23 protein-coding genes are annotated in these 24,055 nt (G+C 71.3%); 11 read left to right on the forward strand and 12 right to left on the reverse strand.

Going from position 1 to position 24,055, the window contains the following annotated elements; all coding sequences use genetic code 11:
* Window positions 1–70: 70 nt before the first annotated feature.
* Complete coding sequence (locus O5O46_RS28675) at window positions 71–1,054, reverse strand: quinone oxidoreductase family protein (protein WP_269858519.1); 984 nt, start codon at window positions 1,052–1,054, stop codon at window positions 71–73.
* Window positions 1,055–1,165: 111 nt separating this feature from the next.
* Window positions 1,166–3,124, reverse strand: coding sequence for a heavy metal translocating P-type ATPase (locus tag O5O46_RS28680; RefSeq protein WP_269858520.1), 1,959 nt, complete (start codon window positions 3,122–3,124; stop codon window positions 1,166–1,168).
* Window positions 3,125–3,254: 130 nt separating this feature from the next.
* Between O5O46_RS28680 and O5O46_RS28685 the strand changes: the two genes are divergently transcribed.
* Window positions 3,255–3,653 carry an ArsR/SmtB family transcription factor gene (locus tag O5O46_RS28685; RefSeq protein ID WP_269858521.1) on the forward strand — a complete coding sequence of 133 codons (399 nt, stop codon included), beginning with the start codon at window positions 3,255–3,257 and terminating at the stop codon, window positions 3,651–3,653.
* Window positions 3,654–3,668: 15 nt separating this feature from the next.
* On the opposite strand, the gene O5O46_RS28690 is transcribed toward O5O46_RS28685, so the two are convergent.
* Window positions 3,669–4,217 carry a GNAT family N-acetyltransferase gene (locus O5O46_RS28690; RefSeq protein ID WP_269858522.1) on the reverse strand — a complete coding sequence of 183 codons (549 nt, stop codon included), beginning with the start codon at window positions 4,215–4,217 and terminating at the stop codon, window positions 3,669–3,671.
* A 105-nt stretch (window positions 4,218–4,322) separates the two neighbouring features.
* Here O5O46_RS28690 and O5O46_RS28695 point away from each other — a divergent pair, with 105 nt between their 5' ends.
* Complete coding sequence (locus tag O5O46_RS28695) at window positions 4,323–5,174, forward strand: patatin-like phospholipase family protein (protein WP_269858523.1); 852 nt, start codon at window positions 4,323–4,325, stop codon at window positions 5,172–5,174.
* A gap of 35 nt (window positions 5,175–5,209) precedes the next feature.
* Here the strand turns inward: O5O46_RS28695 and O5O46_RS28700 are convergent, their stop codons facing one another.
* Window positions 5,210–5,446 (reverse strand): hypothetical protein, encoded by a 237-nt coding sequence (locus O5O46_RS28700; protein ID WP_269858524.1) that lies wholly within the window; start codon window positions 5,444–5,446, stop codon window positions 5,210–5,212.
* Window positions 5,447–5,614: 168 nt separating this feature from the next.
* Here O5O46_RS28700 and O5O46_RS28705 point away from each other — a divergent pair, with 168 nt between their 5' ends.
* The 5 genes from O5O46_RS28705 to O5O46_RS28725 all read left to right on the forward strand — a co-directional run bounded on the left by O5O46_RS28705 (window position 5,615) and on the right by O5O46_RS28725 (window position 10,870).
* Window positions 5,615–5,992, forward strand: a complete 378-nt coding sequence (locus tag O5O46_RS28705; RefSeq protein WP_269858525.1) for a hypothetical protein — start codon at window positions 5,615–5,617, stop codon at window positions 5,990–5,992.
* 171 nt (window positions 5,993–6,163) lie between these two features.
* On the forward strand, window positions 6,164–8,887 hold the full coding sequence (locus O5O46_RS28710) for a discoidin domain-containing protein (RefSeq protein WP_269858526.1): 2,724 nt from the start codon (window positions 6,164–6,166) through the stop codon (window positions 8,885–8,887).
* Between the two features lie 138 nt (window positions 8,888–9,025).
* Complete coding sequence (locus O5O46_RS28715; RefSeq protein WP_269858527.1) at window positions 9,026–9,592, forward strand: DJ-1/PfpI family protein; 567 nt, start codon at window positions 9,026–9,028, stop codon at window positions 9,590–9,592.
* A gap of 90 nt (window positions 9,593–9,682) precedes the next feature.
* A complete protein-coding gene (locus tag O5O46_RS28720) occupies window positions 9,683–10,177 on the forward strand; it encodes a MarR family winged helix-turn-helix transcriptional regulator (protein WP_269858528.1) in 495 nt (164 codons plus the stop codon).
* 81 nt (window positions 10,178–10,258) lie between these two features.
* A complete protein-coding gene (locus O5O46_RS28725) occupies window positions 10,259–10,870 on the forward strand; it encodes a DsbA family protein (RefSeq protein ID WP_269858529.1) in 612 nt (203 codons plus the stop codon).
* A 33-nt stretch (window positions 10,871–10,903) separates the two neighbouring features.
* On the opposite strand, the gene O5O46_RS28730 is transcribed toward O5O46_RS28725, so the two are convergent.
* Window positions 10,904–11,815, reverse strand: coding sequence for a glutaminase (locus O5O46_RS28730; protein WP_269858620.1), 912 nt, complete (start codon window positions 11,813–11,815; stop codon window positions 10,904–10,906).
* Between the two features lie 357 nt (window positions 11,816–12,172).
* Window positions 12,173–13,612, reverse strand: coding sequence for an APC family permease (locus O5O46_RS28735; RefSeq protein WP_269858530.1), 1,440 nt, complete (start codon window positions 13,610–13,612; stop codon window positions 12,173–12,175).
* Between the two features lie 242 nt (window positions 13,613–13,854).
* Between O5O46_RS28735 and O5O46_RS28740 the strand changes: the two genes are divergently transcribed.
* Window positions 13,855–17,460 (forward strand): hydantoinase B/oxoprolinase family protein, encoded by a 3,606-nt coding sequence (locus tag O5O46_RS28740; protein ID WP_269858531.1) that lies wholly within the window; start codon window positions 13,855–13,857, stop codon window positions 17,458–17,460.
* A 24-nt stretch (window positions 17,461–17,484) separates the two neighbouring features.
* Here O5O46_RS28740 and O5O46_RS28745 read toward each other — a convergent pair whose 3' ends face one another.
* From O5O46_RS28745 to O5O46_RS28765, 5 genes are all read right to left on the reverse strand, one after another.
* Window positions 17,485–17,922: a hypothetical protein gene (locus O5O46_RS28745; protein ID WP_269858532.1), complete on the reverse strand. Its 438-nt coding sequence runs from the start codon at window positions 17,920–17,922 to the stop codon at window positions 17,485–17,487.
* A 149-nt stretch (window positions 17,923–18,071) separates the two neighbouring features.
* A complete protein-coding gene (locus O5O46_RS28750) occupies window positions 18,072–18,212 on the reverse strand; it encodes a DUF6126 family protein (RefSeq protein ID WP_269858621.1) in 141 nt (46 codons plus the stop codon).
* A 29-nt stretch (window positions 18,213–18,241) separates the two neighbouring features.
* On the reverse strand, window positions 18,242–18,601 hold the full coding sequence (locus O5O46_RS28755; RefSeq protein WP_269858533.1) for an ArsR/SmtB family transcription factor: 360 nt from the start codon (window positions 18,599–18,601) through the stop codon (window positions 18,242–18,244).
* Window positions 18,602–18,649: 48 nt separating this feature from the next.
* Window positions 18,650–19,795 (reverse strand): hypothetical protein, encoded by a 1,146-nt coding sequence (locus O5O46_RS28760; RefSeq protein WP_269858534.1) that lies wholly within the window; start codon window positions 19,793–19,795, stop codon window positions 18,650–18,652.
* Complete coding sequence (locus O5O46_RS28765; protein WP_269858535.1) at window positions 19,792–20,010, reverse strand: hypothetical protein; 219 nt, start codon at window positions 20,008–20,010, stop codon at window positions 19,792–19,794. Before O5O46_RS28765 ends, O5O46_RS28760 begins: the two co-directional genes overlap by 4 nt.
* A gap of 636 nt (window positions 20,011–20,646) precedes the next feature.
* Here O5O46_RS28765 and O5O46_RS28770 point away from each other — a divergent pair.
* Window positions 20,647–20,883, forward strand: a complete 237-nt coding sequence (locus O5O46_RS28770; protein WP_269858536.1) for a DUF6296 family protein — start codon at window positions 20,647–20,649, stop codon at window positions 20,881–20,883.
* A gap of 106 nt (window positions 20,884–20,989) precedes the next feature.
* Here the strand turns inward: O5O46_RS28770 and O5O46_RS35405 are convergent, their stop codons facing one another.
* Window positions 20,990–21,493: a chaplin gene (locus O5O46_RS35405; RefSeq protein WP_333482432.1), complete on the reverse strand. Its 504-nt coding sequence runs from the start codon at window positions 21,491–21,493 to the stop codon at window positions 20,990–20,992.
* A 593-nt stretch (window positions 21,494–22,086) separates the two neighbouring features.
* Here O5O46_RS35405 and O5O46_RS28780 point away from each other — a divergent pair.
* Window positions 22,087–23,034, forward strand: a complete 948-nt coding sequence (locus O5O46_RS28780) for a quinone oxidoreductase family protein (RefSeq protein WP_269858537.1) — start codon at window positions 22,087–22,089, stop codon at window positions 23,032–23,034.
* 145 nt (window positions 23,035–23,179) lie between these two features.
* Window positions 23,180–24,016 carry an IclR family transcriptional regulator gene (locus O5O46_RS28785; protein ID WP_269858538.1) on the forward strand — a complete coding sequence of 279 codons (837 nt, stop codon included), beginning with the start codon at window positions 23,180–23,182 and terminating at the stop codon, window positions 24,014–24,016.
* The last annotated feature ends 39 nt before the right edge of the window (window positions 24,017–24,055 follow it).

Here is a 24,055-nt window from a genome sequence, read left to right on the forward strand (position 1 = left end):
ATACGGATCACGGTAGCCATGTGACGGCGGTCACATGGCTACCGCGCTTCGCTATCAACCGCGGGGACGGCTACGCCTCCCCGCTGACCCGCAGCACCAACTTTCCGGTGGTGGCGCGGGTTTCGATCAGTCGGTGCGCCTCCGCGGCCTCGTGCAGCGGCAGTTCATGGCTGATCGGCAGGTCCACGGTGCCGTCGGCGGCCAGCCACAGCGCGCGATCGGCGAGTCGCCGCAGCGCGTCGGGCGCGCTCTCGGCCAGCCCGTAGAGGCTGAAACCGAAAACTCCGTGACCACCGGGGGAAAGGGAGCCGAGTCCCGCGCTCCACGGCTGCTCGCCACTGGCGTTGCCGTACGAGACCGCCCGGCCGAACGGTGACAGCAGTTCCAGCCCCTGCCGCCAGGTGTGGCCGCCCACCGGGTCGAGCAGCAGGTCCACACCGCGTCCCGCGGTGGCCTTACGGGCCTGGTCGGCCCAGTCGTCGCCGACGAAGACCTCGTCGTACCCCTGCCTGCGCGCGTAGTCGGCCTTGTCGGGGCGGGAGACCACACCGTGGACGGTGCCGGCCCCGGCCCGCTTCGCGATCTGCCCGACGACCGTGCCGACGCCGCCCGCCGCGGACTGCACCAGCACGGACTCACCCGCGCGCAGCCGTCCCACCTCGTGTACCAGGGCGTGGGCGGTCGGCAGCACGGTGGGCAGGGTGGCCGCCAGCCGCAGGCCCACGCCATCGGGCACGGGGAAGGCCAGGGCGGCGGACACCACGGCGGTTTCCGCGTAACCGCCGAAGAGGGTCAGTGCCGTCACCCGCTGCCCCACGGACAGTCCGGTGACCCCGGCACCGACCGCCTGAACGGTCCCGGAGACCTCCAGCCCCGGGGTGAACGGCGGCGCGGACACCCGGTACCCGGTGGCCCGGATCTTTATCTCCGCGAAGTTCACCCCGGCCCACGCCACCCGGACGGCCACCTCTCCCGGCCCCGGCTCGGGCGCTGGCACCTCCCGCACCCGCAGCACCTCGGGCCCGCCGAGTTCCTCAACCACGATCGCGCGCATGACGGCACTTCCTCCCCGTGAGTAAAGTTCGATGATCTACGAACTTCAAGCCCGAGTGTACGCATCACGCCGAACGGTCAACAGGGCGGCCCGGCAAGGGCTTTGGCGGGGCTAGCCGCGCCAGGCACGGTCCCGCAGCAGCCGCAGGCCGTTGAGGCCGACGATGACGGTGGACCCCTCGTGTCCGGCGACACCGAGCGGAAGCGGAAGGTGGCCCAGCAGGTCCCAGACGACGAGCCCCGAGATGAACACCGAGGCGATCACCAGGTTCTGCACCACCAGAGCGCGGGCCCGGCGGGAGAGCGCCACCAGGGTGGGAATGGTGCGCAGCTCGTCCCGCACCACGACCGCGTCGGCCGTCTCCAGCGCCAGATCGGAGCCCGCCCGCCCCATCGCGATGCCGCTGTGGGCGGCGGCCAGCGCGGGCGCGTCGTTCACCCCGTCGCCGATCACCAGCACCCTGCGTCTGGCCGCCGACATCTCCTGCACGGTGCGCACCTTGTCCTGCGGCAGCAGACCCGCGCGTACGTCGGTGATCCCCACCTCGCCGGCCAGCCGCGCCGCCGCCCGCTCGTTGTCCCCGGTCACCAGCACGGGTGCACCGTCACTCAGCGAGCTGAGGGCCGCCACCGTCTCCGCGGCCTCCTCCCGCAGCCGGTCGGCGATCCCCAGCACGCCCACCGGAGTGCCGTCCAGCTCCACCAGCACCGCCGTGCGGCCGCCCGCTTCCAGGCGGGCGGCGACCTCGCTCGCCGGATGGCCTTCCCGGCAGCCCAGCATGCGGGCGGGGCTGCCCACGGCGACCACGCCGCCGTCCACCGTGGCCCTGACGCCCAGGCCCGGCGCGGAGTCGAAGTCCTCGGCGACCGCGAGCCGCAGACCGCGAGCGCGGGCGGCGTCGACGACGGCGCGGGCCAGCGGATGCTCGCTGGGGTGCTCGGCCGCGGCGGCCAGCGCCAGCAGCTCCTCCTCGGTCAGCCCGGACTCGGCGAGCGGGCGGACGTCGGTGACCTGCGGGGTGCCCTCGGTGAGGGTGCCGGTCTTGTCGATGGCGACGGCGTCAACCTGTCCCAGCCGCTCCATGACCACCGCGGACTTGACCAGGACGCCGTGCCGCCCGGCGTTGGCGATCGCGGAGAGCAGCGGCGGCATGGTCGCCAGCACCACCGCGCAAGGCGACGCCACGATCATGAAGGTCATCGCCCGCAGCAGCGCCCCGGTGACATCCGCGCCGAACAGGAGCGGCGCCCCGAACACCGCGAGGGTCGCGATGATCATGCCGATCGAGTACCGCTGCTCCACCTTCTCGATGAACAGCTGCGTCGGCGCCTTGGTCCGCGACGCCTCCTCGACCATGGCCACGATCCGGGCGATCACCGAGTCCGCCGGGTCCCGTTCCACCTTCACCCGCAGCGCGCCGGTGCCGTTCAGGGTGCCCGCGAACACCTCGTCGCCGACCCGCTTGGCGACCGGCAGCGGCTCGCCGGTGATGGTGGCCTGGTCGACCTCGCTGGCGCCGTCGAGCACCCGGCCGTCGGCGCCCACGCGTTCACCGGGACGGACCAGGATCACATCGCCGACGGCGAGCTCCTCGGTGGCGACGGCCCGCTCGGCACCGTCGTCCCCGAGCCGGGTGGCGGTGGCCGGGGCGAGGTCCAGCAGGCCGCGTACGGAGTCGGCGGTACGCGCGGTGGCCAGCGCCTCCAGGGCGCCGGAGGTGGCGAAGATGACGATCAGCAGCGCCCCGTCCATCACCTGCCCGATCGCCGCGGCGCCGAGTGCGGCGGCGATCATCAGCAGGTCGACGTCGAGCGTCCTCTCGCGCAGCGCCCGCAGCCCGGACCAGCCCGGCTCCCAGCCGCCCGCCGCATAGGCCAGGGCGTAGAGCGGGCCCCAGGCCCAGTCCGGGGCGCCGGTCAGCTGCAGCGGCAGCGCGACCAGGAACAGCACCAGCGCGGCGGCCGCCCAGCGGGCCTCCGGCAGCGCGAACACCCGCGTACGGCGCCTGGGCGCCGACGCGTCACGGATCCCGGCGGTCGGGGCCGGACGAGTGGTCAGGGTGGACGACATGGGCGCGAGCCTTCTCGTAGGGGAGATTCCGGGCAGCGCGGGACGCGCGGCCGGACCGACTCGCCCACCATACAGGAATGCATGAACAATTGTTCATGCATTCACTCGAACCGGCGGTACGATATCCGCCATGGGTCATGGAGTCTCCACCGCCGCAGAGCACGCCGTTCCGCGACTGCGCCTGGACACGGCGAACGCGGTCAAGGTGGCGAACACCCTCCAGGCCCTTGCCACCCCGTCCCGGCTGCTGATCCTCGCCCGGCTACGCGAGGGGCCGCTGCCCGCGACGGAGTTGGCCGCCGCGGTCGGCATGGAGCAGTCCGCCTGCTCGCACCAGTTGCGCCTGCTGCGGAACCTCGGTCTGGTCACCGGCGAGCGGCGCGGGCGCTCGGTGGTGTACGCGCTGTACGACCACCATGTCGCCGAGCTGCTGGACCAGGCGGTCTACCACATCGACCACCTCCAGCAGGGCATGACAGACGCTCCGACGGACCAGAAGCCGACGGTCGACGCGCCTGAGGGCCGGTGAGCCCCCTACCGCCGGTCAACTCCCCAGCGATCGCTCACCGTTGCCACCGCCGGGGGCCAGCTCGTCCGCCAGCAGGTCCATCAACAGCCCGTCGTGCCACGTACCGTCCTCGCCGCGCTCGTACTGCCGCATGACGCCGACCGGCCGGAAACCGACCTTGCGGTAGCACCGAACGGCGGCGGCGTTGTCCGCCGCCGGATCGATCACCAGCCGATGGTGTCCGTGCTCGGCGATCAGATGCCGCGCGAGCGCCCGCACCGCGTCCGTACCCACTCCCCGACCGTGCACGGCCGGATCCACGTAGATGTCGATGTTCGCGTGCCGATAGTCCGGTTCCGTCTCGGCCGCCCACTGGACCATGCCGACCACACGGCCCTCGTACTCGATCGCCAGGTGCCGGGCGCCCGGTTCCGCCAGGTCCTCCTTCACCGCCGCCACCATGTCGTCGCTCCCGCGCCACCACCGGCGCACCTCGGGCGTGGCGCGGATCTCCGCCAGCGCCGGGATGTCGGCGACCGTCACAGGTCGCAGCGTGACCAGGGCGCCGTACAGCGTCGTCTCCATGCCCGAGGACGCTACCGGCACCCCGCGCCGCCCGCCCGAGGTGCCCTCGCGGGCCGGTGCGCCCCGCACTACTGTGGCACGGACATCGAGGGAGGCCGGGTGGTCATGGGCGAGCGCGCACTGGTGCTGGGGGGCGGCGGAGTCACCGGAGTCGCCTGGGAGTTGGGGTTGCTGGCCGGACTGGCGGATGCCGGACTCGGTCTCGGCGGGGCGGACGTGGTGATCGGCACCTCGGCCGGTTCGGTAGTCGGCGCGCAACTCACCTCGGACACCCCGCTGGAGACGCTGTACCAGCGGCAACTCGCGCCGCCCGACGGGGAGATCGCGACGGTGATCGGCAAGCGGACCGTGCTCACCATGGCCGGCAGCGCACTGGTCTCGCCCGACGTGCGCGCGGCACGCCGGCGCATCGGCCGGATGGCGCTCGCCGCGGACACCGGACCGGAGGCGGAGCGGCGCAAGGTCATCGAGTCCCGGCTGAGCTCGCACGAGTGGTCCCGGGAACGGCGACTGCTGGTCACCGCGGTGGACGCGCACACCGGCGAGTTCACGGCGTTCCACAGCGGCAGCGGAGCACCGCTGGTGGACGCGGTGGCGGCGAGCTGCGCGGTGCCGGGGGTGTGGCCGTGTGTGACGATCGACGGTCGGCGGTGGATGGACGGCGGCGTGCGCAGCAGCGCCAACGCCGACCTCGCACATGGCTTCCGGCGGGTGGTGGTGCTGGCTCCGATGGCCCTGCACAGCCCGCTGATGCCCGGCCCGCGCCAGCAGGCCGACCGGCTGCGTCGCGACGGCGCGCAGGTCGCCGTCATCACACCGGACGCCTTCGCCCGCCAGGCGATAGGACGCAACGTGCTGGATCCGGCGAGGCGCGCGGACGCGGCGCGGGCCGGACGCGAACAGGCGCCCTCCGTCGCGCCGTTGGTCAACGACGTCTGGCAGGGCGCCCGTTCCTGAAGGTACCGCTTCGCCGACGGATGAGCGGGCGGCTGTTACGCGGCACCTCGTGCCAGCGCGGCGGCCGCCGGCTTATGTCGCAGCGGGATGTCCCGGCCTTCGGCCCGCCACTCCCGAACCAGTGCGTTGAACACCGGAGTCAGCGACCTCGGCTCCTCTTTTTCGGCATCCTGCGGCGCGGCGGCCTGCGCCGACTCCGCCGATGCCGCCTTCTTGGACAGTTGGATCACTTCCGGCATTCCACTCTTCCCTTCGCTCTTGGTTTCGGGCATTCGGGCACCATACGTCACCGCCCACCACGCGGCTGTGACTGACCCCTCCGAGGGTGCCAACACCCCGTGATCCGCCGGGCGCCCCGGCCCGTGCAGGCTTACCGTCGGTTATGGGCGGAGCCCCCGCCCCATCGCAGCGCGGAGCGTCTCAGCGAAGGAGCGTCCAAGATGACCACTCAGCAGGATGCGGCGCAGGTGACCGTGGTGCTCAACGACTGTGCGGCCCAGGACGCCGACACGGTGTTCCGCTCGCTCAACACCGCCTTCCCGGCCTCCCCCAGCGGCGCTCCGGGGGGCCCGATCAGCACCCGCCAGGGCAGGCAGACCGCGTGGATCGAGAACTTCGACGTGTCGTCCGAGGGGCCGCACTCGGCCGCCCGGGAACTGGGCGGCCCGGTGACCGCCGATCTCCAGGGCTGTCCGGCCGCGGTCCGCAAGGTGGAGCACGCCCTTGAGGACTCGTTCGCCGTGGCGGAGCACGGCCTGATCCACGGTGATCAGGAGATCGACGTGCAGCTCCTGATCGAGCCGGCCCGTCCCCGTTGACGGCCGAACGCACCATGGCGCGCCGGAGTCTGTAGGAGGCTGACCAGCCACCGTCGTTCGTTCACTTCTTGAACGCTGTGCGCCACTTATTGACGCGTAACGTTCACCCCTTTATGTTCGCTGCCACTTCGCCGGTGATCGCGAACCGAGGGAAAGCGAGAACGGACAACGATGAGCAAGCTCACAGCGCTGCGAGCGCGCCCCGCAAGGCTGCACCGATACATACGACCGACCGCCCCCGCGCTCGCGGCGCTGCTCATCGCGGCCGCCCCCGCCGCCCAGCCGATCGCCACCGCCGCCGACAGACCCGACACCACCGCCGACAGCCCCTGCACCGCGCCGGACCCCGGTTGGACGCTCACCTCCACCACCATCGACCCCAAGGACAGCTACCACGCCTTCGTGGGCAACGGCTATCTGGGTCAACGCGTGCCCGCCACCGGCAGCGGCTACTTCGCCTCCGCCGCCAAGACCGGCTGGCCGCTGTACAGCCCGCGCTACGACGGTTCGTTCGTCTCGGGCCTGTACGCGCACAACAAGCAGACCACCAGCGACCGGCAGGTCATAGCCGCCCTGCCGACGTGGACCGGGATGACGGTCGGCACCGGCGGCGAGACGTTCAGCGGGAACACCTCGACCGGCCGCATCTCGCACTACCGGCAGACCCTCTACCTGCGCTGCGGCCTGGTCCGCACCTCGCTGACCTGGACCGCAAGCGACGGTCGGGCCACCGATCTGGTCTATGACGTGCTCGCCGACCGCGCCGACCAGCACGTGGCCGCAGTACGGCTGCGGATGACCCCGCACTGGAGCGGGCAGGCGACCGTCACCGACCTGATCGACGGCCGCGGCGCCCGGATGCTCTCCGCCACCGCCACCGGTGCCCGCCTGGGCGGGCGCACCCAGCGGGTGGGCTTTCGCACCGACGGCACCGGCACCTCGGGCGCCGTCGCCTCCACGCTGAGCACCAGCGCGGACGTCAGCCAGTCCCAGTTCTCCCAGGAACAAAAGAACCTGACGGGGAGTCAGGCAATTGGCTTCCCGGTGCGCGGCGGCCAGACGTACACCCTGACCAAGTACGTCGGCGTGGACACCGCACTCACCTCGCACGATCCGGACGGCTCGGCCGTGGCCGCCTCCCAGCAGGCGGCGGCACGCGGTTGGGCCGCACTGTTCACCGCGCACTCGGCGGCCTGGGACAGGCTGTGGCGCAGCGACATCGAGGTCGCCGGGCAGCCGCAGTTGCAGTCGTGGGTGCGCTCCTCGGAGTACGGACTGCTCTCCAGCATCCGCGCCGGTTCCGCCAACAGCATCGCGCCGACCGGGCTGAGCAGCGACAACTACGCCGGTCTGGTGTTCTGGGACGCCGAGACATGGATGTTCCCCAGCCTGCTCGCATACCACCCGGACCTGGCCAGGTCGGTGGTGGACTACCGCTACCGGACCCTGGCGGGTGCCCGGGCCAACGCGCGGCAGCTCGGCTACCAGGGGGTGTTCTACCCGTGGGAGAGCGGCAGCCAGGGCAACCTCCAGGCGGAGTGCCAGAGTTGGAGCCCGCCGCACTGCGTCACCCAGATCCATCTGCAGAGCGACATCGCGCTGGCGGTCTGGCAGTACTACCAGGCCACCGGTGACACGGCCTGGCTGCGCGACCGTGGCTGGCCAGTGCTGAACGGCATCGCCCAGTTCTGGGCCGGGCGTGCCACGCCCGACTCCGACGGCAGCTACTCCATCAAGAACGTCGCCGGGCCCGACGAGTACAGCAACGGCGTCACCGACGGGGTGTTCACCAACGCCGGTGCCGCGACGGCGCTGCGAAACGCCACCGCCGCCGCCAAGCTCCTCGGCCACCCCGCGCCCGCCGAGTGGACACGGATCGCCGACCACCTGCGCATCCCGTACGACCCGGGCACCCACGTCTTCCAGCAGTACGCGGGATACAAGGGCTCGCTGATCAAGCAGGCGGACGCGGTGATGCTGATGTATCCGCTGGGCTGGCCGATGTCGAGCACCTCGGCGCAGTCCACCTTGGACTACTACGCGGCGCGCACCGATCCGGACGGCCCGGCCATGACGGACTCCATCCACGCGATCGACGCCGCCGCCATCGGTGAGCCGGGCTGCTCGACGTACACCTATCTGATGCGCTCCGTCGAGCCGTTCGTACGCGGCCCGTTCGACGAGTTCTCCGAGGCGCGCGGCAGCAAGGCGGGGGCCTCGGACCCGCTGGCGGGCGCGCCCGCGCAGGACTTTCTGACCGGGGCGGGCGGCTTCCTGCAGACCTTCGCCAACGGCCTGGGCGGCCTGCGCTGGAGCCAGGACGGGGTACGGCTCGACCCCACGCTGCCGCCGCAGTTGGCGAAGGGCGTCACACTGAAGGGGCTGCACTGGCAGGGCCGTACGTTCGACGTCGCCATCGGGGCGCACGCCACCACGGTGCGACTGACCAGCGGCAGGCCGTTCGACATGGAGAGCGCCCAGGGCAGGCAGGTGGTGAGCCGGAGCGCGCCCGCGGTGCTGAAGACCCGGCGTCCCGACCTCGCGGCCACCACCGATGTCGCCAGGTGCGCGAAGGCCACGGCCAGTTCGGCGCAGCCGGGCATGTACGCCGAGGCGGCGGTGGACGGCAACACCACCACCGCGTGGGTGCCTGATGGCACCCAGGGCACCTTGACCGTCGACCTCGGCGGTCCGGTGCGCATCGCGTCGATCAGCCCGCGGTGGACGGCCACCCGACCGGCCTGGTACGGCGTACAGGTCTCGCTGGACGGCAGGCACTGGACGGCGCGGCCGCGGGGCACGGCGTCGGCCCGCTACGTACGGGTGACGGTGCGCGCCGCCAACGCCAACAGCCGTCCCGGGATCGCCGAGTTGACGGTTCGCCAGGCCAACTGACGGCACGGATCACGCTGCGTCCACAGGTGGTTGCGGAGCGCCGCGCGATGAGGGAGGTTGTTCTCCGGACGCCGCCTCGGCGATGGTCGGGGCGGTGACCGCAGGACACCCACGACGATCGCGAGGCGGTGCTTGGCCATGGCGGTGAAGATCCTGCTCGTCACCGGTGACGCGGCGGAGTCCCTTGAGGTGCTCTACCCGTACCAGCGCCTGTGGGAGGAGGGCTACGACGTCAAGGTCGCGGCGCCGACGCGCAAGAAACTGCGCTTCGTCGTCCATGACTTCGAGGAGGGCTTCGACACCTACACCGAGAAGCCCGGATACACCTGGCCCGCCGATCTCGCCTTCGCGCAGGTGGATCCAGCCGACTTCGCCGCGCTGGTCATCCCCGGCGGCCGGGCGCCCGAGTACCTGCGCAACGACCCCGAACTCCAGCGGATCGTGCGGCACTTCTTCGAGGGCGACAAGCCGGTCGCCCAGATCTGCCACGGCCCCCTGATCTCCGCCGCCGCGGGCGTGCTGGGCGGTCGGCGCACCGCCGCCTATCCCGCGCTGGAGCCGGACGTCACGGCGGCCGGGGCGAGCTACGAGGACGGCGAGGCCGTGGTCGACGGAGTGCTGGTCTCCGCCCGTGCCTGGCCCGACCACCCGGCGTGGATCCGGGCGTTCATCGAGGTGCTGCGCACCAAGGCACCGACCGGCTGACCCCTCCCCCGCCGCCCGGCGAGCTGCCGCGTTGGATGATGTACCGGTGGTGCGCGGGTGCGTGAGGTACGGCGGGAAGGGCGTGGGCAGGTGGCGGACGGTACGGGGATCGCGACGGCCGAGCAGGCGGCGGACGACGCACGGGTGCTGGCGTTCGGCCGTCTGCTGGGGGCCGCGAACCGGCTGGAGTACATCCTGGGCCGCGCCATCGAGGAGGAGTGCGGGATCAGCCATCTGATGTTCGAGGTGCTGCTGATCCTGGGCCGGGCCGGCGGCGCGGGGCTGCCGATGCGCCGCATCGCCCAGGAGCAGGTGCTGACCACCGGTGGGGCGACCCGTCTGGTGGACCGGATGGAGACGGCGGGTCTCGTGGCGAGGGAAGCGGCCGCGGACGACCGCCGGATGCAACTGGTCCGGTTGACCCCGCCCGGCGAGCGGACCGCGGTGCGGGCGGCCCGGGTGCATGTGGCCAACATCGAGCGCTACTTCCTGGACCCGCTGCCGGCCGAGGATCGGGAGCGGTTCGCCGAGGATCTGCGGATCCTCAGCCACTCGGCCCGGGACATGCTGCCACGGCTGCGCTGAACCCTCGCCGCCCGGCGGAATACCTGACGCGTCAGATACTGTTTCCGCAGGCGAAATGTCTCCCCCTGGAAGGCCCCCTCCGTGAAGCTCCTCTACGTCTTCGACGCCTACTGCGGCTGGTCCTACGGATTCGCCCCCACCCTGGCCGAGATCGCCCGCCGCCACCCGGAGCTGCCCGCCGAGGTGGTCTCCGGCGGACTGTTCACCGACGCCCGGCGGGTGCCGATCCGCGAGTTCGGCTATGTCCAGGGCTCGAACGCCAAGATCAGCGAGCTGACCGGGGTGCGCTTCGGCGACGCCTACCAGCGGCTGATCGCGGACGGCTCGTTCGTCATGGACTCCGAGGCCGCCGCGCTCGGCATGGCCGCGCTGCGCGCCGCCGCCCCCGACCGCGCCGTGGACCTGGCCGCCGCCATGCAGGAGGCGTTCTACCTTGACGGACTGAGCCTGTCGGACCCGGCGACGTACCGGAGGATCGCCGAAGCCGCCGGACTCGACGCGGAGGCCGTGGTCACCGCGCTGCGCTCACCCGCCACCCGGGCCGCCGCCGAGGCGGACTTCCGCCGCTCCCGTGAGCTGGGCGTCGACGGCTTCCCCACCCTGCTCGCCCTCGACGGGCAGCGAAGCGCGGTGCTGGCCCGCGGCCACGCCACCGCGGACCAGGTCGACCGGCTGCTGGCAGACATCCGCTGAATCGTTTCCGCGGCGGTCGTCGCGGCACCGCGCTCAGAACACCGAGCAGCCGGTGACCGTGGAGAAGTAGTCCAGCGCCACCGTGGCACCGACGGAGTTGCCCGCGGTGTCCAGGCCCGGACTCCAGGCACACAGCGCGCCGACCGCCGGGATGATCGCGAGGATCGCGCCGCCCACCCCGCTCTTGCCGGGCAGGCCGACCCGGTAGGCGAAGTCGCCCGCCGCGTCATAGGTGCCGCAGGTGAGCATCACCGCGTTGACCCGCTTGGCGTCGCTACGGGTGAGCAGCCGCGACCCGTCCGCCCGTAGGCCGTGCCGGGCCAGGAAGCCACCGGCCAGCGCCAGGTCACGGCAGCTCGCGCGCAGCGCGCAGTGCGCGTAGTAGTGCTCAAGGACTGTCTCGACCGGGTTGACCAGGTTGCCGAAACTGGCGATGAAGTTGGCCAGCGCCGCGTTGCGCAGCCCCGTCTCCGACTCGGAGGCGGCCACCTCCGGGTCGGTGGCAATCGACGGGTTGCCCGCCTCGGCGCGCAGGAAGTCGCGCACCGCGCCGCTCGCGTCGCCGGTCAGGGTGTGCAGCACGTCGGTGACGACCAGGGCACCGGCGTTGATGAACGGGTTGCGCGGGATGCCGTGCTCGGTCTCCAGCTGGATCAGCGAGTTGAAGGGGTTGCCGGACGGTTCCCGGCCCACCCGCTTCCACAGCCCGTCGCCGCCCTCCGCAAGGGCCAGCGCCAGGGTGAACAGCTTGGAGACGCTCTGTATGGAAAACGGCGTCTCATGATCGCCCACCCCGTGGAACTCCCCGTCGATCGTGGCGAGAGCCATCCCGAACGCCTGCGGGTCCACCGAGGCAAGCGCCGGAATGTAGTCGGCGACCCGCCCGTGGCCGAGCACCGGCCGGGCCGCCTCCATCGCGTCGTGCAGGATCTGCTGGTAGTCCATGGGGTGTTTCACCAGGCCATTGTCCCTGCCACACGCTCCGTGGGCGCACGCCGGGGGCGGCAGTCGGCGGGGGGTACGACCACCGGCCCTGCGCCGTTTCCCTTGACCGGTGCGGCCGTGCGGGTGACGCCGGGGGCGGCACGCGGGAGCCCCGGTCCGTGCCGTCACGGACCCTCGTTCCGCCACCCGCCGTGACCACCGGCATCGACAGCCCGCGAGGCGGCGTGCCTCGGGCGCAGCACGGTCGGCCCGTGGCGCTCACGTGGAGCCGTGCTCGTCAACGCCGAGGACCGACCCTGCGCCCCGGACGCGACCGCGCGCCTCACCGCCCTTCCGTCAACTCCCGTGCCGGGGCGGCTATTCGGCGTCCGCCACAATCGACCCCACCCGCTCCCCCAGCGTCCGGTCCCGTGCGTTCAGCACCAGCGCGTACCCCACGGCCACCACGATGATCGCCGCGCTGATCAGCGGGAAGACGTTGTACGGCGCGGGCTGGCCGGGCTTGACGAGTTGGTAGAGGGGGTAGCCGATCGCGGCGACGCCCGCGAGGGGCAGGATCAGGTGCCGTACCGGCGAGAACAGCTCGGGGTGGTGGCGGCGGTAGTACACCGGGAGGGCCAGGTTGGCGACCAGCCAGGTGACCACGATGAGGATGGTGCCCAGGGTGGCCGACTGGCCGAAGTAGGTGACCGGGTCGATGTCCCAGCCCCAGCCGAAGGCCAGGCCGAGGGCGACCGCGAGATAGACCACGAAGCTCACCCAGGGGGTGCGGCCCCGCGCGGTGACCTTGGCGACGACCGGCGGAAGCAGGCCCTCCCGGCCGGAGTTGAAGATCAGCCGGGACTGGGAGTTGGCCGCCGAGATCAGTGACCCGGTGATGGAGGTGAACCCCGCGAGGTAGGCGAGGAACGCACCGCCGCCGAGGATGCCCAACGCCACGTCGACGAACGGCACATCGGACTTGGCGAGGGCCGCTGTGTCGTAGTTGAAGCCGACCACCGTGACGTACGCGAACAGCAGATAGCTGACCGTCATCGCGGCGATGGACAGATAGATCGCCCGCGGCACCGCATGCCGCGGGTTGGTGGTCTCCTCCGCGAGCGCCGCCGAGTTCTCCCAGCCGACGAAGAGGAAGACGGCGAGTGGGAAGCCGAGCCCAAGTCCCTTGAAGCCACCGGCCAGTTGGCCGGGATCGAAGGGAGCCGTCGTCAGCTGCCCGCTGTGCCGGACCAGTACCCAGACGCTCACCAGCACCAGCAGCCCCATCTCGAAGGCGAACAGCGCACCCGCCCACTTCGTGGAGACCGCGACGCCCTTGACCACCAGGGCGAAGGAGACCAGCGTCAGCAGGGCGGTGAACCACTGCCAGGCGATGTGCACCCCGGTGTAGTGCGCGATGATCGTCGCCGTCCAGCCGCCCGAGACGGCGACGACCGCGGAGACCGCGATGATGTAGCCGAGTGACACCACGATCGTGGTGGTGATGGCGGCGACCGGACCGAAGGTCTTGCCGATGAACGTGATGAACGAGCCGGTGGACGGAATCGACCGGGAGAACTCGGCGAGGGTGTTGCCGAGCAGCGCGACCACCACCGCCGCCGCCAGGATCGTCAGCGGCGCGGCCACCCCGGCGGTCTGCGCGATCAGCGCGAAGCCGAAGAAGAAGCTCATCGCCGGGCCGATGTTGGCCATGGTCGACGCGGTGATGTCGGCCAGCCCCAGCGCACCGCGGCGCAGGCGTTCCGGTTGGACCGACGGGGCGGCCCCGCCGCCCGCTCCGAACGCTGTGGTGTCCACGGCTGCTCCTTGTTCGAGGGACGCGGGACGCACCGGGCGCCTTGCCGGTGGCACGGTCCATGGGCGGGTGAAGGGGAGGGAGAGTGCCACTGCCGCGCGAACGCCCCCAGCGAGCCGTGCGCGCCGTGCGCCTCACCGCCTGAATACCCACCGACCGGCCGGTTGTACCTGATGACCAGCTACGCGTACCAAGGCGCACCGCGATCGTTTGCGCTGGATCACCGCGGGGAAGGGAAACCGGCGTGGCTGGTGCGGGCTGGCAGTTCTGGGTGGACCGCGGTGGCACGTTCACCGACATCGTCGCCCGCGGCCCGGACGGCCAGGTCACCACCCACAAGCTGCTGTCGGAGAACCCGGCCCGCTACCGCGATCCCGCCGTCGCCGGCATCCGCGCACTGCTCGGACTCTCCCCGGACGATCCCGTTCCGGCGGACCGGGTGGACGCGGTGCGGATGGGGACGACGGTGGCGACCAACGCGCTGCTGGAGCGCAGGGGCGAGCGCACCGCTCTGGTGATCACCAGAGGGTTCGGAGACGCGCTACGCATCGGCTACCAGAACCGGCCGGAGATCTTCGCCCGCGAGATCGTGCTGCCCGAGCTGCTGTACGACCGGGTCATCGAAGCCGATGAACGGATCACCGCGGACGGTACGGTGCTGCGCGCCCCGGATCTCGACCGACTCGGCGAGGAGTTGCTGCGGGCGTACCGTGACGGCATCCGCGCGGTGGCGGTGGTGTGTCTGCACAGCCATCTGCACCCCGCGCACGAGCAGGCGATCGGCGAGCTGGCCGAGCGGATCGGTTTTCCCCAGGTGTCGCTGTCCAGCGAGGCGAGCCCGCTGATGAAGCTGGTGCCGCGCGGCGACACCGCGGTGGTGGACGCCTACCTGTCGCCGGTGCTCCAGCGTTACGTACGGCAGGTCGCGGACCAGATGCGGGGCGTGCGGCTGATGTTCATGCAGTCCAACGGCGGGCTGGCGGAGGCCGGGCACTTCCGGGGCAAGGACGCGATCCTGTCCGGACCGGCCGGAGGCATCGTCGGCATGGTCCGGATGTCGCAACAGGCCGGGTTCCACAAGGTGATCGGCTTCGACATGGGCGGCACGTCCACCGATGTGTCGCACTTCGCGGGCGAGTACGAGCGGGTCTTCAACACCCAGGTGGCCGGGGTACGGCTGCGCGCCCCGATGCTGGCCATCCACACCGTGGCCGCCGGAGGCGGATCAGTACTGCACTTCGACGGCAGCCGCTACCGGGTCGGCCCGGACTCGGCGGGCGCCGACCCGGGGCCGTGCTGCTACCGCGGCGGCGGACCGTTGGCCGTCACCGACGCCAATGTGATGCTCGGCCGCGTCCAACCCGCCCACTTTCCCCAGGTGTTCGGGCCGGACGGCGACCAGCCGCTGGACGCGCGGCTGGTGCGGCGGCGGTTCACCGAGCTGGCCGCCGAGATCCGGAAGGCCACCGGTGACGACCGCTCGCCCGAGGAGGTCGCCGAGGGATACCTGCGGATCGCGGTGGCCAACATCGCCAACGCCGTCAAACGCATCTCCGTACAGCAGGGCCACGACGTCACCGAGTACGTGCTGACCACCTTCGGCGGAGCCGGAGGCCAGCACGCGTGTGCCGTCGCCGACTCGCTCGGCATCCGTACCGTGTTGGTGCCGCCGATGGCGGGGGTGCTGTCCGCGCTGGGCATCGGGCTTGCCGACACCACGGCGATGCGCCAGCAGTCGGTGGAGGTGCGGCTGGCGCCGGAGTCCATGGAGCGGGTGCGCTCGGTGGCCGAGGCCCTGGAGTCGGCGGCGCGCGGCGAGCTGCTGGACGAGGACGTACCGCGGGAGCGGATCCAGGTCACCCGGCGGGCCCATCTGCGTTACGACGGCACCGACACCGCGGTACCGGTGGAGCTCGCCGAACCGGCCGAGATGATCGCCGAGTTCGAGGAGAACCACCGGTCCACCTACTCGTTCCTGATGGACCGTCCGGTCATCGTGGAGGCCCTCTCGGTCGAGGCGACCGGGCTCACCGAGCACCCCGACCTCGACCACCTCGGCACGTCCGGCGCGCCCGGGGAGCCCGCGGACACCGGCACCGCCCGGATGTACACCGACGGCGCCTGGCGCGACGTACCGCTGCGGCGGCGGGAAGGGATGCGTCCCGGCGAGGCGGTGAGCGGACCGGCCGTCATCACCGAGGCCAACGCCACCACCGTGGTGGACGACGGATGGCGGGCGTCGGTGACCGGGGCCGGGCATCTGCTGGTGGAGCGGGAGCGGGCGCGCACCGAGGCGGAGCTGGGTACCGAGGCCGACCCGGTGATGCTGGAGATCTTCAACAACCTTTTCATGTCCATCGCCCAGCAGATGGGCGCACGGCTGGAGTCGACGGCCCAGTCGGTCAACATCAAGGAGCGGCTGGACTTCTCCTGCGCCCTCTTCGATCCGGAGGGCAACCTCATCGCCAACGCACCACACATCCCGGTCCACTTGGGCTCGATGGGCACCAGCGTCAAGGAGGTGCTCCGCCGTCGCGCCGGAACCATGAAGCCGGGCGACGCCTACGCCGTCAACGACCCCTACCACGGTGGCACGCACCTGCCGGACATCACCGTGGTGACCCCGGTCTTCGGCGACGGCGCCGACGGCGAGCAGCGGATCCTGTTCTTCGTCGCCTCCCGTGGCCACCACGCGGAGATCGGCGGCATCACTCCGGGCTCGATGCCGGCCAACAGCCGCCGGATCGAGGAGGAGGGGGTGCTGTTCGACAACTGGCTGCTGGTGGAGAACGGTCGGCTGCGCGAGGCGGAGACGCTGCGGCTGCTCAGCGAGGCGCCGTACCCGTCCCGCAACCCGGCCACCAACCTGGCCGACCTGCGCGCCCAGATCGCCGCCAACCACAAGGGAGTCGACGAGGTCGGGGCGATGATCCGGCACTTCGGTCTCGATGTGGTGCAGGCCTACATGCGTCACGTGCAGGACAACGCGGAGGAGGCGGTGCGCCGCGTCATCGACGCGCTGGACGACGGCGAGTACCGCTATGAGACGGACTCCGGCGCGGTGATCTCGGTACGGATCCGGGTGGACCGGCAACGGCGTTCGGCGACCGTGGACTTCACCGGTACCTCCGCACAGCTCGACACCAACTTCAACGCGCCGTCGTCGGTGGTGACGGCCGCGGTGCTGTACGTCTTCCGCACGCTCGTCGCCGACGACATCCCGCTGAACGACGGCTGTCTGCGGCCGTTGCGCATCGTCATCCCCGAGGGCTCGATGCTGGCCCCACGGCATCCCGCGGCGATCGTCGCCGGGAACGTGGAAACCTCACAGGCGATCACCGGCGCGCTGTACGCGGCGCTGGGTGTGCAGGCCGAGGGGTCGGGGACGATGAACAACGTCTCCTTCGGCAACGAGCGCCACCAGTACTACGAGACCGTCGCATCCGGCTCGGGCGCCGGTGCCGGGTTCGACGGGGCGTCAGTGGTGCAGACGCACATGACCAACTCCCGGCTGACCGATCCGGAGGTGCTGGAGTGGCGACTGCCGGTCCTGCTTGAGGAGTTCGCAGTCCGGCCGGGCAGTGGTGGTGCGGGCCGCTGGCGCGGCGGTGACGGGGCGGTGCGCCGGATCCGGTTCCGGGAGGCGATGACGGTGAGCACGCTGTCCGGCCACCGCCGGGTACCGCCGTACGGGCTGGCCGGGGGTGCTCCGGGCGCGTTGGGCGCCAACCGGGTGGAGCGGTCGGACGGCACGGTCACCGCGATGGCTGGTTGCGACTCGGTGGACGTGCGGCCGGGTGACGTACTGGTGGTGGAGACGCCCGGTGGCGGCGGGTACGGCGCACCGTGAGCGGTTTCGCCATTTGCCTGAGCGTCAGCTCCACAGGTTGTACGTCATGGTCTGGGGGGTGTCCGCGGGCCTGGTGCCCGGGTAGGTCACGGTCAACCGGCCGTACTGCCATTCGCGGGACTTGCCGTTCCACTGCCGTGCCCGGTCCAGCCGTATCTGCGCCGGGTAGCTGTGGAACTTGCCCGCGGCGCAGTAGGGCTTGCAGTCGTTGACCACGTCCTGCCCAGTGGCGGTGGCGGCGTCCGGCCCCCACTGCGACCAGCGCAGATTGCTCAGGTAGTTGTTACCGTCGGCGCAGGCGATCAGGAACGACGCGGGGCGGACCTGTGCATGGAAGAAGCAGTCGACGACCACCCGGTTGGGTGATTGCGGTCGGGAGTTGGCGGACGCTGAAGCGGACGACGGGGCGGCGATCGCCGCGAGTGCCGTACCAGCACAGACCAGGATTGCTGTCTTTGCCACACGACTTTGCATGTTCGCTCCTCAACCGCTCCGGCGGAGCTCGTAACGGCTGTTGCCTTGTCGACGCTACGTCCGGATGGAGGGATGTACCACTCGTACGGGTCACAACTTCGCAACACGGTTAGGGCCCCGCCGCCGGGCCCGCGATGTCACATGCGGTGTCCGCCCACGTAGAACAGCAGCCATATGAATCCGGCGAACAGGTGGGTGGCGAAGACGTAGACGAAGACCCGCAGGAGCACCCCGCGTTCCTTGAAGCGCTCGCTTCCGGCGCCCGGATCCCTGGGCAGCGGCCGGTCCTGACCTGCGATGTCGTCAGTCACGAAGGCTCTCCACTCCGGCCGGCAGGCCCTCGCAGCTCGGCCAGCAGGCCCTGCTGCCCCGCCAGCATCTCGGTCAGGATCCGCCGCGCGGCGCCCATCAGCTCGGCCACGTCGCCGCCCGCCAGCTCGTACACCACGGTGGAGCCCTGGCGGGTGGCGGTCACGATCCCCGACCGGCGCAGCACGCCGAGCTGCTGCGAAAGGTTGGACGGCTCGACCTCGATCGCGGCCAGCAGGTCGCGGACCGGCATCGGGCCGTCCTGGAGCAGTTCCAGCACCCGGATGCGCACCGGATGTCCCAGCATCCGGAAGAACTCCGCCTTCGCCTGGTACAGCGGGACCCGCCCTCCGGACACCTCGCCTCCCGCCCTTGCCGTGACTCACGAATTGAGGAATTCTTCAATTCATCCTAACGGCAACCCGTCGGACGGCGGGCGGGCCTGGTCCGCGCCGTGTTCCTGGAAGGCGGGCAGCGCGAAGACTCGTTCCTTCGCCGGGTCGTCCATGAGCTCCACCAGTGGAAGCACCGCCTCCCACAGGTCCCCCTCGGCCACCTCCAGCGCCATGGCGTTCAGCTCGCCGTCCGGTAGCCGCCCCGCCGTCTCGGCGACGGTCCGCCGGGACGGCCCCGGCAGCAGCTCGACCAGCGGCAGGAACTCCTGCCACAGCCGGGTGGCCACCACCGCCTGGACGACCTCGCCGAGCACCGCCGTATCGCGCAGCGACGGCAGCTCCGCGATACGGCGCCGCTCGGCGTCGTCCAACAGCGCGACCAGCGGCAACAGCGACTCCCACAGGTCCTGCTCGTGCGCGGCGCGCACCAGCGAGTCGAGGTGCTCCGGTGCCTGGCGGGCCGTGATGGCCGCGATGGCGTGCCGCCATCGCGGCCCCGCCATCCCCGCCACAGCGAGCGCCTCCGGCCACAGGCCGTCACCCGCCGCCTGGATCACCGCGGCCAGCCGCTCGGTGCCCATCAACTCGATGACGCTGTCGACGCGTTGCGGCTGGTCGATGAGGAATCCGACGCGCAGCACCACGGACGCGTCCACCAGCCCCAGGATCCGGCGCAGCGCGGTGTCCGGCAGGTGGCCGACGAACCGCCCCATGGTCACGTCGTCGCCGCGCTCGGCGAGCGCCACCGCTATCCGCACCAGCAGGTCCTCGTCCAGTCGCTGCACGATGCCGGCGATCCGGCGCGGGTCCAGGTGCGCACAGGACTCGGCGGTGAAGGAGACCGGCAGCCTGTCGATGATCTCGGCGGCACGGTGCGGTTCCAGCCGCCCGGCCACCCCGGCGGCCAGCCGGGGTCCCAGCGCGGTCTGCGAGATGGTCGCCGCGACCGCGGCGGGCACCAGTTTGGTGGCCCGGGCGATCCGGTCGAGCATCTCGGGAGCGCCGTCGAAAAGCGCCGTCACGACCTGCTCGCGGAACCGCCGTACGTCGTCCGCCGACAGGCCGCGCAGGAATACCAGTTGGTCGACGTCGACATCGAGCAGTCTGGCGATCTTCCGGGTCTCGGCCCGGTTCCGCAGCGTGTCCACGGCACTCACCGGAACAGGATCCGGCGGACCGGGCCGCGAGCCACCCCTGGCACCAGCCGCAGCGCCGCCTCGGCCGCCTCGGCCAGTCCGGCGGCCTGGCTCTCCCGCCGCCCGCGCAGCGCGTCGGCCAGGAACTCCAGCTGCGCGGCGTCCAGCGCGGCGAAGCCGTCCGGGGGCGGTGCGGCCAGTTCGCCGCGCAGCCGGTCCATTGCGTCGGTGTTCACGGATGCCTCCAATGGGTGCCCTCCGGCCCACGGCTAGACGCTCAACTCTCCGTGCCGCCAGGGGCGTTGGTTGGGATCTGGGTGTGTTCGACGGTGGCCCGCCGGTGCCGGGCGGGCAGCCCCCTCCGTGGTGCCCGGACACGGCGTGCATCGCCTGCCGGGTCGGGTCTGCCGGAGCAGGAGCGGGACGGTCGGTGCCGGTAGGACGGCGGCGAACAGCAGCGTGAGGCGCAGGTACGGCTTGGCCGCCCAGCCGCCCCGCCTCCCAGCCGCACGGCGATCGCCGCGCGGGCGCCTGGCCGCGCGGCGGCCAACCGGCCCTTCCATAACTGGAGTTGGCATGCCGCCGACAGCGCGAAGGTCGCGCCGATGGCATGGGCCCAGAACGGTGCTGCCTGGATCTCGAACACCTGGGGCCTCCCCGCAGCGTGGGTTCAACCGGCCCGCTGAGCGGTCAGTTTCGGGGACGGCGCACGGCGGCCGGTGGGCGGCGCGCTTGGAGCGTAGGGCCGCTTTTGAACAATAGTCAACGGCATGGACAAGATCGCGTCCATGCGCGGGCGCACGACAAAGGTGCGAAACTCAGGACATCGCGGTTACACCTTGTGTCCTTGCATGTGCTCAATGGGAGGTGCCATGGACCAACAACCCACCGCATACGAGCTGACCTTCCCGCACAGTGAGGAGGAGGGAGCGGCCGACACGGTGGTGGTCCGCCGTACGGAGACCGCCGGGCCCGGCGGCAGCGCGGTGTACGAGGACGACAGCGGCATCATCCGGGCGGAGATCAGCGACAAAGGAGAGGTGAGAATGCTGGCCAGCGGAGGGCGCCAGGCCCTCAGCCGACCCACGAGTGCCCGTCCACTGGACTGACGGGGACGGACCAGGGGCGACCTCCCTTACGGAGCGAGCCCCCGGGCCCCGAAAGCGCTGCGCCCGGCCTCCGTTGGGGCGGCGGGCCGGGCGCGGGGCGAAGCGGTCAGCGGTGGTGCCTCTTGCGGACGTGGTGGCGGGCGGGACGGTGGTGCGCCGGGCGGTGGTGGACCGGGCGGCGCGCGTGGTGGCGGGCGGGACGGTGCGCCGCGGGACGGTGGGCGACGGGGCGGTCCACGCGGTGCGGAGCGGGGCGGTCCGCGTGGTGCTCGACACCGTGGTCCGCGTGGTGCGCGGTGGCGCACTTGCCCTTCTTGGCGCCGCTGGGGCCACCGACACCGCTGCCCTTGTCGTGCCCTTGGAATCCGTCTCCCTTGTGCGCGCAGGAGTTCCCCGCGGCGGGGTTGAGGAGTCCGATGATGTCGATGGTGTTCCCGCAGACGTTGACCGGAATGTTGATCGGAACCTGCACGACGTTGCCGGACAGGACGCCGGGTGAGCCGACGGCGGCACCGTGGGCTCCCGCGTCGGCACTGGCACCGGCCGCGCTGGCCAGAACCAGCGCGCAGGTGGTCGCGGTCAGCACCGCGGCCTTCTTGATGGCTTTCATGTGGGCCTCCGTGGTGTGGCGGTGGGGACGGTTCCCGCAGCCGACATGTCACCACGCACCACCCGACGGCGGCGGTCCGCACACGAGGGGTCATCCGATTGCACCGGTCGGACAAGCCGAAATTCCCTCGAACAGCCCCCATCCGATGGTCATACAAAGGCCCCGCATGGTGGAGCGCGCCCCGTCGAACGCCCGTCCGTCTTGACGGCCGTCCGGATGACCTGCCGTCACTCGCGCGTACCAACGCCCAACCGGTGGGGAACAGAAACCCACCCGGCAAAAAAATAAGCCGCGTTCGGGGCCTGGGAAATCCCAGAAGCAACTCCGCCGAACTAATTCCCCCGTGGATTCAGCGGATTTGCCGCCCCGAACGCGACTGACTTCAGTGTGTCAAAAAATCCGTCAACCCGCAAGGATGACCGCGTTTCTCACCAGGCGAGAAACCACGCCACCGCAATCCACCGTTTCGGACATAACGCTGCCACGCTTTCTCGCCGTGCGAGAAAGCGGCTGCCGGACCGCCGTCGGCCCGCCGCAGACCATGGCCTAGCCTGTCGGAGCGGGCGCTCCGCACCGTCCAGCCAAGGAGAGACATGCGCGCGATCACCATGCGTCAGTTCGGCGGGCCAGAGGTGCTCGAACTCGCCGAGGTACCCGACCCCCAGCCCCGCGCGGGGCACCTCCTGGTGAATGTCACCCGAGCCGGTATCAATTACGCCGACGTACACGTCCGCGGAAACACGTATCTGGCCCCGATCGAACTGCCCTATATTCCCGGCAACGAAGTGGTGGGCACCACGGAAGACGGCCGCCGTGTCGTCGCGCTCACCATGGGCGGCGGTTATGCCGAAAAGGCCGTCGTACACCGCCGGGTGGCCTGGGACATTCCCGACGACGTCACCGACGACCAGGCGGCGGCGCTGGCCCTGCAGGGCAACACCGCCTGGCACCTGCTGTTCACCGCCGCCCAGTTGACCGGCGGTCAGAGCGTGGTCATCCCGGCCGCGGCGGGCGGTGTCGGCTCGATCGCCGTACAGCTCGCGAAGCGGATGGGCGCCAAGGTCATAGCGCTGGCCAGCACTGAGGCCAAACGGCAGCTGGCCAAAGGGCTCGGCGCGGACGCGGTACTCGACTCGTCCACGACCGACGGCCTCACCGAGCGCATCCTGGACGCGGCGGGCGGCCCCGTGCACGCAGCCCTGGAGATGACCGGCGGCCAGACGCTGCGGGCGACCCTGGCCGCGGTCGCGCCGCGCGGCCGAGTGGCGGTGTACGGGTACGCGTCCGGCGAGACCGGCGCCGTGCCGACCCAACTGCTGATGGAGAAGTCCGTCACCGTCTCCGGATTCTGGCTGCCGCACCTTTACTCGGACCGCAACGCACTGCCGACGAGCATGAAGGCGCTGACCGCCGCCGTCCGCTCCGGCGACCTGCGTCCGGTGATCGGCGCCAGCTACCCGCTCGCCGAGGCCGCCCAGGCGCACCGCGACCTGGCCGCCCGTACCCAGACCGGAAAGCTGGTACTGGCCACCGCACCGTAGGATCTGATCGCACCGTGGGCACTCCTCGCCGCGCCGCCCGCCTTGGCCGAAACACGACGGCTGGCCTGGCGCAATACGTGGAAGGCTGTGTCCCCGCGGGGGGACGGGGGACACGGCCACAGCGAGTAGAGGGCGGGCTCACTGCATGAACAGGCACAGTGCGCGGGACGGTCAGGCGGCTACGGGCGGCACCAGCCACGCCGAGCGGGTCTTCCGGGTACAGCGGGCCTTCGCCGAGCTGGGCGGCACCTCACACGGCCCCGGGGAACTGGCCAAGGTCACCGGACTCGACGACTCGGCGGTCCACCGCATCCTGCAATCCGGTGTCTACCAGGGAAACTTCATCCGGGCCGGGCGCGGCCAGTACCAACTCGGCCTGTCGGCGGCCAAGTTGGGTCTGCAGGCGCTGGCCCAGGGCCCGGAGGGCGACGCCGGGCACGCCGTGCTCCAGGAGCTGCGGGCGCGGACCGACGGCGGTCTGGCCTTCCTCTACATGCTCGCGCCGTTCGGCGGCGCTCAACGCCAGTGCATCGACATGGCGGTGGGCGACTCCGACCTGGTCGAGCTGGGGATGACGCCGCGCGACGTACTGTCGGTCACCCGCTCGCTTCGCACCGGAGCCTCCGGCCGCACGATCCTGGCCTATCTGCCCGAGGCGATCCAGGCCCGGGTGCTCGCCGAGCCGGTACCGGAGGAGGCCGGGCCCGGGGTGTTCCGGGACAACGACAAGCTGCTCGCCTCGCTGGTGGAGGTGCGGGACCAGGGCTTCGCACTCGGCCAGGAGGAGTGTATGGCCGGCTGGAACTCCTGTGCCGCGCCCATCATGTGGGACGACTCCATCATGGGCGCCGTGCTGCTGCTCAAGCCGGTGAGCGAGATGCCGCGCGCCCCGCGCAACGTCATCGACGCCACCAAGGCGGCCGGCGCCGGGCTCAGTCGGCTGGCCAGCGGACCATGGCCATCGACGGTGCAGTGGCCTTAGGGTGGCCCACGCCAACCGATCAAGTGCCGCTGGTGCCAC

The sequence above is a fragment of the Streptomyces sp. RPT161 genome, assembly GCF_027533845.1.
In the GTDB taxonomy this organism is placed as follows: Bacteria; Actinomycetota; Actinomycetes; order Streptomycetales; family Streptomycetaceae; genus Streptantibioticus_A; species Streptantibioticus_A silvisoli_A.